Origin of the sequence: Methanobrevibacter sp. 87.7 (genome assembly GCF_002208625.1) — an archaeon.
In the GTDB taxonomy this organism is placed as follows: Archaea; Methanobacteriota; Methanobacteria; order Methanobacteriales; family Methanobacteriaceae; genus Methanarmilla.
On the sequence record NZ_MRCT01000079.1, the window covers coordinates 1 to 8825 of the forward strand.

General features: G+C 22.5%; 8 protein-coding genes. 1 reads left to right on the forward strand and 7 read right to left on the reverse strand.

Annotation, left to right across the window (positions count from 1 at the left end; translation table 11 throughout):
* Positions 1–83: 83 nt before the first annotated feature.
* The 4 genes from BGI41_RS05060 to BGI41_RS05075 all read right to left on the reverse strand — a co-directional run bounded on the left by BGI41_RS05060 (position 84) and on the right by BGI41_RS05075 (position 5303).
* Positions 84–1232: a hypothetical protein gene (locus BGI41_RS05060; protein ID WP_088539162.1), complete on the reverse strand. Its 1149-nt coding sequence runs from the start codon at positions 1230–1232 to the stop codon at positions 84–86.
* A 376-nt stretch (positions 1233–1608) separates the two neighbouring features.
* A complete protein-coding gene (locus tag BGI41_RS05065) occupies positions 1609–3126 on the reverse strand; it encodes an ATP-binding protein (protein WP_088539164.1) in 1518 nt (505 codons plus the stop codon).
* Between the two features lie 278 nt (positions 3127–3404).
* Positions 3405–4325 carry a DNA double-strand break repair nuclease NurA gene (locus BGI41_RS05070; RefSeq protein WP_088539166.1) on the reverse strand — a complete coding sequence of 307 codons (921 nt, stop codon included), beginning with the start codon at positions 4323–4325 and terminating at the stop codon, positions 3405–3407.
* A 228-nt stretch (positions 4326–4553) separates the two neighbouring features.
* Positions 4554–5303, reverse strand: coding sequence for a geranylgeranylglyceryl/heptaprenylglyceryl phosphate synthase (locus BGI41_RS05075; protein WP_088539168.1), 750 nt, complete (start codon positions 5301–5303; stop codon positions 4554–4556).
* Between the two features lie 334 nt (positions 5304–5637).
* Here BGI41_RS05075 and BGI41_RS05080 point away from each other — a divergent pair, with 334 nt between their 5' ends.
* Entirely contained in the window at positions 5638–6189 is a 552-nt protein-coding gene (locus tag BGI41_RS05080) for a hypothetical protein (RefSeq protein WP_088539170.1), read from the forward strand.
* A 211-nt stretch (positions 6190–6400) separates the two neighbouring features.
* Here BGI41_RS05080 and BGI41_RS05085 read toward each other — a convergent pair whose 3' ends face one another.
* From BGI41_RS05085 to BGI41_RS05095, 3 genes are all read right to left on the reverse strand, one after another.
* The gene (locus tag BGI41_RS05085; protein ID WP_016358474.1) at positions 6401–6547 is read right to left on the reverse strand and encodes a 50S ribosomal protein L40e; all 147 of its coding nucleotides are present in this window, start codon (positions 6545–6547) and stop codon (positions 6401–6403) included.
* A 347-nt stretch (positions 6548–6894) separates the two neighbouring features.
* Positions 6895–7410 carry a DUF367 family protein gene (locus BGI41_RS05090; protein ID WP_088539172.1) on the reverse strand — a complete coding sequence of 172 codons (516 nt, stop codon included), beginning with the start codon at positions 7408–7410 and terminating at the stop codon, positions 6895–6897.
* A gap of 220 nt (positions 7411–7630) precedes the next feature.
* On the reverse strand, positions 7631–8323 hold the full coding sequence (locus BGI41_RS05095) for a hypothetical protein (RefSeq protein WP_088539174.1): 693 nt from the start codon (positions 8321–8323) through the stop codon (positions 7631–7633).
* Between the last annotated feature and the right edge of the window lie 502 nt (positions 8324–8825).

The following is an 8825-nucleotide window of genomic DNA, read 5'->3' on the forward strand; positions in this document are numbered from 1 at the left end:
TAAAAATTTATAATTTAAATTTACAATTAAATAAAAGTCTAATTTTAATAAATAAAAAAAATATGTAAAAATTACATATTTATCTATTTTTTACTATTAAATGGAATTAAACCAATAATAGCTAAAGCAGCTATAATAAGGAATAATGGATTACCTGTATTATACATACTACCTAAATCAGTTCCATTATTTAAATTAGAACCATTAGTACTATTATTCACATTTGAATTATTATCAAAAACAATATTAATTTTATTATTAATTATTGTATTATTAGTTCCATTGTTTATAGTACTATTATCCCCAGTAAAGTTATTAGAACTATCATTAGTGATATTATCACTACCCGTACCATTATCAACAACTACACCAGAACCATTAGTAACATTATTACCACCAGAACCATTATCAACAACTACACCAGAACTACCATTACCAGAAACAATATTTCCAGTACCATTAGCAAAATTAAAAGTACCATTAGCATTAGTATCATTTGTAATATTAGTAGTATTATTAGTAGTATTAATAGTAGTATTATTAATAAAAGTATCCATATCTTTTGATGTAACTTTATATCCAAAATAGGATTGTACAGTATTTTCAAAAGGAACAAAAGTTTCAAAATCAAAAATTAATTCAGTATTATTATCTAATTTTTTAATTGCGCCATGATCATCAATTCTAACTCCAGAATTATAATCATTAATAATATTTCTAACTAATGAAGAAACTATTGGACCATCATAATCATCATCAGTATATGGTATAAATGGTGAATCAGAAAATCTCCAAATTACATCTTGAATAACAGACATATTATATGTATTTACAGAATCCCAGTAATTATAAAATAAAATTTTAAGATAATCTCCTGTAGCAACCTTTTGAATTGGATTATAAATTACAGAAGTATTAGTTACATTAAATTTTTGACCAGGACCTGCAGAATGTAAACTTAAATTAACACAATATCCATTATAACCATTACTAAATGATATATTACGAATACCACCATTAGCAGTATAAACTTCACTATCAGTATTTAAATTTGAACTATTATCATCAACAGAAACATTATCTGAATTATCAGAATCTGTTAAATTCTCATTAGTTGATAATTGAATTTGACTTGTATTATTATCTGTAGCAGAAATTAAACCTAATCCAGTAAATAAAATTAAACAAATAACAAATATCCTATATAAATTTCGTTTTTTAATAAAAAACACTCCTTAATTTGAGTAAATAAAAAAATATAAAATAAATAATTAATAAGTTTGTAAATAAAATATGAAAAAAATTAATTTATTTAAAATAAATTTTATTTTATAAAATACAAACAATATACATAATATACTACTTTAAAGTATAAATACATTTAAAAAAATTAGATAAAAATAGAAAAATGATTAAACAAAAAAAATAAAATGACTAAAAATTTAAAAATATTATAATTAATTTATAAAAAAATATTTAAAATGTTTAAATATAGTTTTATTAAAATTAATTAATAAAAACTACCTAAAATACTTAAAATACACAAGTATTAAAAATTAATTAATAAAAACTATTTAAATACTTAAATATATTTTTATTAAAATTTAATTAATAATAACCATCTAAAGCTCTAGATTCAGCTTTTTGTCTTTCAAGCTCTTCTTCTTTATCTTTTTTATATTGTCTCCATTGATCTAAAACATCAATGTCATCTCCAACAACTCTTCCTTTAAATTCATCTATTTTTACAAGTGTTGGAACCTTAGTCATAAGACCTAAAACTAAAGCTTCACCAATGTTTAAGGAAGGAAGTTGATTTACTAAATCATCAGATAAAGATTCACTTGCAGATTGAACATGTCTTTGATCTTTAGGTTCTACAAGTCTTAAAATAATCATATTATTTGCTTGAGATAAAGCATCAGGATCAACAGATTTTGGAGATTGACTAACTAAACAAAGACCTAAACCAAATTTACGACCTTCACGTGCAACTCTTGAAACCCAATATTTACATTTTGTATTACGTGAATTAGGTGCTAAAATATGTGCTTCTTCTAATACAAAGAACACAGGAAAACTAAGTGCTTTTTTATCTCCATGAACATAATTTTTCCTACTTTTAAGAGCAGTCCTTAAAACATGTGCAACTAAAACCTCTGCAGTATTTTCATCTACTTGACCTAAATCAATAATATTTGCCATACCTAATTTAATTTTAGATAAAATATTAGCAGAATTTGAATTAAAAAGATTAGAATACTTAGAATCCATATCATCAAGTTTATTTATAACATCCATTATAGTGTTTCTTTCTTTAGGATTATAAGTTTCTTCATCAGAATACCATGACTCTAATCTAGAACGTATAGAATAAATAAAATCATGAGATGATTCTGTACCTTTTCTTAACTCCTCTTTTGCAAGGTTAAATGCTTTTCTAAAGTATCTTTCTTGAACAAATGATTTACCTGTAATATTTGCAAGTTGTAAAATCTCACTAAATTCAAGATATAATGGATTAACAATAGGATCTATTTTATTAACTTCACCATTTGGAAAATCTGCACCTACATATTCTGAATGCATATCAAATATTAAAGGACAACCACCATTAGCAAGTAAACCATCAATAATAACACTAACAGTATTAGATTTACCTGCTCCAGTCATAGCTAAAATAGCTAAATGCCTTGAAACCATTTTATTAATATTAAGATTAACTTCAACATCTTCATTAGATATTAAATGACCTAACTTAAGTCCATCTTTAAATCTGAAAATTTTATCTAAAACATCACTACTTGCAAGTTTTATTTCAGTTCCAGGAGGTGCAGGAGTACGAGGTATTTTAAGATAATCAATATCACCTAAAATCTTAACATTACCTTTAATATAGTAATCATCACCTTCAATATTTTTAATCCTTTCAATTGTATTTGGATCATAGATATCATTGTTAAGAGCTACACTACCACGTACTAATGATTCTATCATTCCAAGTATAATCTTATTATCATATTTTAATGTTACATATTCACCCATTTTTGGCATTTCTTTAGATACAAAACTTACATTAGTTAATGAAGTTTCACCAATACATCTACCAATTACATCATTTTTCATATTTACACCTTTTAATGATATACATTTATTACTTTAATTAAATGAAATAAAGTTTAAATAGCTAAATTTTAAAAAAATACTTAATTTAAATTAAATCAAATCTACTAAACTATTAAATAAATTAATCTTAATTAAAATATTTAGTATTAAATTTAGACTTAGTATTCTAAAACAATTTTATACTAGACAATATACATCTTAAATAGCTACACATCTAAGTAATAAAACTAAATTTAACATCCTAAATAACTTAAATAGCTAAATACCAAGTAATAAAACTAATTTAACATTTCTCTACCAGTTTTTTCATATAAACCTAAAATTTTAGATAAATCAATAATATCTTTATGTCTAATAATAACATCCTGATGAGCTTTTCTAAGAAGATATGGATATCCTTCAATTGAATCTCTTTTTATAATAGAAATGATTTCTTCAACCTCATCTTTATCTGCTTTATAAGGTAACTCTACCTTTAAAATATTCTTATAATCATCAAGACGAACATAAAATATTGTGAAATTTAATGATTTAAAGAAAGTATTATGAATAATAAATTCCCTTTTTACTTGATTATCAACATTAATATATATTGGATTTGAATATCCTTCCATCTTATTAAATCTTTCAAAAATTGACATATCAGGAATATTACTTCCAAAATATTCATTAGCAGTTGATGTTTTTGATACTGCAATCATCTTACGTTTATATTTTAATATTTTTACAAGATTATCTAATTTCTCAATATATAATTTTTGAAGTTCAGTATCATTAGGTGCAGGTCTTATTATATCACCAAGTAAAGATCCATCAATCATATAATAATCAACTTTTTTATCATTAATTGCAGAAATAGCATTTTCAATTTCAAAAATACTCATTTTAGCTCTAAGTTTATCTGTAAAAAATTTCTGATGATAAGTAGCATCTAATTCAACATTTTCAATACTATCTAATTTTTTTCCATCAAATATTAAACCAAGAGCTGCAACTGCATATATATTAAAACCTAAAAATTTTTTTGATGAATAACTACCATCACCTGCAGCAATCTTAAGTTCATTATTATTTGATGGTTCAATATAATCAAAGTTCCAAAACTTATTAATATCAAAATTAGAATTATCTATTTCCTCTATTTCTTCTTTGATAATTCCTCTTTTTTTAGCTGCTTCCTCATATAATGAAGTTAACATTCTCATACCTCATTTAATAAATTAATAATATTTTCTTTATTATAAAATATATAAGTTCTTAAATAATTTATAAATATTCTAGAAAAAAATAGCTAAATAAAAATAATAAATACTTAATAAAAAAAAGATTTTATAAATAGCTAAATAGCTATAAAAAAATAAGTAATAGATTAATTAATTAAAATTAATCATTCTAAGCTTTAATACCCAATAGGATTATAATAAAAATTAATCATTTTGAGCTTTCCTAATACCAGATACAATTTCACTAATTTTAGCTTTAACATTATCACATTCTTCAACAATTGTACCAGTAACTATAATATCTGCTCCAGCTTTTGCTGTAATATAAGATGCTTTAGCATCTCTAATACCTCCACCAACAATAAGCATAACATCAGTTGCAGCTTTAGTATAAGCAATCATTTCAGGAGGTATTTGTTTATCCGCACCAGAACCTGCTTCAAGATATACAAATCTCATACCAAAACATTCTGCAGCCATTGCATATGCAGCAGCAATTTTAGGTTTATTACGTGGAACAAGTTTAGCATCACCTACCCATCCAACAGTTCCACCAGGTTCACAAACAATATAACCCATTGGAAGAATATCAATACTAGATTTTTTAACATTATATGCAGCTAAACTTTGAGCTCCAATGAAATAATAAGGATTATTTGAATTTAAATAACTCATAAAGAATATAGCATCAGCATATTTACTAACATTTGATGAATTACCTGGAAATATAATAATTGGTGAATCAATATTTTCAGATAAAATTTTACATGTGGAATCTACATCATATTGATCAACAGTAGAACCTCCAATCATAATACCATCAGTACCTGCCTCAATAGCTGCTTTAGCAATATTTAATGCTTCTTCTGGACTTTGTTCATCTGGATCAATTAATGTTAAATGTAAAATATGATCTTTTCTTGCTTCCTTTAATTTTTCTTCTACTATATTCATTTATATCCCTTTTTTAAAAAAATAATAATTAAATTTAAATTTTAAAATATAATATAATTATATTAATTAATTATATTTTATAAAACTTCTTATTTATATAATTATAAAACTTAAAATTATTATATTATAAATAAACTTTCAAAATATAAATATAAAACTTAAATTTATTATACTATAAATAAACTTTCAAATATAATTATAAAACTTAAATTTATTATAACTTTCAAATATAATAAAATAAAACTAAAATTATTATACTATAAACAAATTTTCAAAATATAATAACTAAATTTAAGATTTATAATTAAAATATAATAATACTTAAGGTTAATCTATGAAAAACACTAAAAAATCTATGATAAAAAATATTAAAAAAATATATAAAACACTTGATAAAGTCTCACCTGCAGATTATGATTGTGGAAAATTATGTAACGAAATCTGTTGTGTCTATGATAAGTATAATACAGATAATGAAGTAGGTCTTTACCTATTACCTGGTGAAGAATTAATATATGAAGATGATGATAAAGACTTTGAATTATACTATATCCCACCAGATGAAACAGAATATAACTATGATTTATACCTTGTAAAATGTGTAAACCCACCACATTGTAAACGTGAAATAAGACCAATACAATGTAGAACTTTCCCATTAATACCACATATTGAAGATAATAAATTCCATCTAATAATTGATGAAAATGAATTTCCATACATATGTCCGTTAATACATGATGAAAATAAATTAAATAAAGATTTTATTGAAACAACATATAAAGTATGGAATGTATTAATTAAAAATCCTGCAGTTTATGATTTAATTAAATTAGATTCACAACGAAGAATTAAAGATAAAGATGATTATACAATTGTTATATGATTAAATAGTTAAAGTTGATAAATATTCTAAACTAAATAGTTATAGAAAAACAAGACAACTAAAATAATTCTAAAAAATAACTAAAATAATTAAAGCAAAAAATTCTCTAAAAAATAGCTATAGAAAAAATAATAAACTAAAAAACAAGTAAAATTAAAAATCATATAAAATTTATAAAAAATAGTCAAATAAAAATTGATAGAGAATAAAATTATCCTCTAGGTTCTTTTGCTTTGAATCTTAATCCTTTGTAACCACATTTTCTACAATTTGTAGCAGCAGCAGGATTACGAGCTCCACATTTTAAGCAAATTTTTACATTGAAAAGTCTTTCTTCAGCTTCTTCAAATTTTGCCATTATTAATCCTCCTTGTAAATATAATCATTATATCTAATCAAATGATTAGAACTAGTTAAAAAATATAATGTATAAATAAATATGAAAAAAATAGTAAATTCATAAATATTATATTAATAAAATATTACATTTTAATAGTATTTAAATATTAAGGATTTTAACACAAAATAAGCTAAAAATATAATATTTTTATTAAAAATCATATACTATTTTTAAATAAAAAGTTTTTACAATAAAACTATTAGCTAATTTTAAATTAAAATTATAAAATTAAGATAGTAAGTAAAAATATAAATTTAAACTAATTTTATATTAAAATTTAAACTAAGTATAAAAAAAATATGAAACTATTTATGATTTTTTAAAAAATCATTCTGAATTTCAACAACTTCTACACTAGATTTTGCATTACTATATGCTTCAAGAAGTTCATAGTTAAGTTCAATAAAAGTATGACCCCATTTAAAACCATCCATTAAATCTTTTGCTTTTTCTTTAAATCCAGCAATATAAAATGTTGCAGCAATAGCTTCTACTGTAGATAAAGTACATGGTTTACCATAATTTACAGGATTTGTAGCAATTAAAAATGGAAGAGATCTATGATACTTTGATAATGAAAAGAAAGTAGCAGATTTATTAATCTTATTCCATGAACAATCAAGACCTACAACTCCTTTTTTCTCAATATACTTTCTATCTTCACATGAAACTGCTTTATCACTAAAAGGATTTAAAACAATTGCTCCTCTTGGAATTTTACGTATTTTATATACTAAATGAGCTTTACCTTCTTTTTCTAATTTAATAGCAGTACATTTTTTCTTATCACATTCATTAGCATGAAAAATTGTTACATACATAGTAAAACCTTGAATCATATAAGTAAATATTAATCTATAATTATTTTATTAAAATTAGTTTAAATAAATTTGTAAAATAATTGATAATTAGATAAAAAAACTAGAAATTTAAAAAATTAAGTGTAAAAAATAGCTTTAAAATAAGTAAAAAAATAGCTTAAAAAGAAATAAAATAAAAAAAGAAAAGAATTATAATAAAACTTCAATAGTTCAAAAAGCATTATTGAGCTTGATTATTACCATTAGAAGTAATATTACCTGCTTTATATGCCTCAACATATTTTACAAGTTTATTATAATCTCCTCTACTTACACCAAGAGTATCATTAATCTTAGGTACATTAGTACCCTGTTTAAGTTCAATAGATTTTAATAAAGGCTCAATATTCTTAGTATATAAATCACAATAAGTTGAACCATCACATTTTACAGTACCATTAGATACTACATATATAAGATAACTTTGATTATTCTTAAATGCTTCACATATATATACATCATAAACATTCTGTGAAGTATTATTAGGTGTGTTATTTATTGATGCATTAGTATTAGGAACAGCTTGTGAATAATAGATAGTCCAATTAACATCATTATATTCTCTTGTTTCAGGTTGTTTTAAACCTGCTTGAATAGACATAATATCTACAATAAGACTAACATTATCAAGTGAAGACATATTATATTCTATACCATTAGTTTTATCCTTATAAGATTTTGACCAATCTTTAAGTGAACCACTATTATTAGAAATAGGCTGCTCAACAACTTCCCCTTGGAAAGTACCTTTCATAAATTTATTATCAAATTGAGTACTTGGACCAAAGTCTAAAAATCCTAAAGCATAAGAAGCACCAATAGCAATTATAATAATAACAATTATTGCTATAATAATCTGATACTTTCTATCCATATTATACCTCGTAAATATTTTTATATCTAAAATTTAAATAAAATTATTCACTTGAAACCTAAAATTTAGAAATAAAAGTTAAATAATTTTATCTAAAGAATAAACGAATAATATTATATTGTAATTGATATTATATAATAATTATTAATTTAAATAAAAAATTAGATAAATGTATAAAAACTGTAAAATAATTTAATATAAATAGCTAAAATTAGGATTAGAAACTAAATAAGTAAAACTAAAATTAAAATATGAAATGAAAATAATTACAATTAATAACTAAAATCTAAATTAAAAAAAATAAATACATTAAATAGCTAAGATCTAAAACTTAAATTAAATTTATAAACAATGAAAATTACATTATATATAAAAAGGGGGAACGTATATGTTAAAAAATTTCATGACTTATGAAGAATATGTAGAAAGATTAAAAGAATTATTCCTTGAAAGAGGAAATAAAAAAGAAGACATACACTACCTTACTGAAAAAATAAATGTT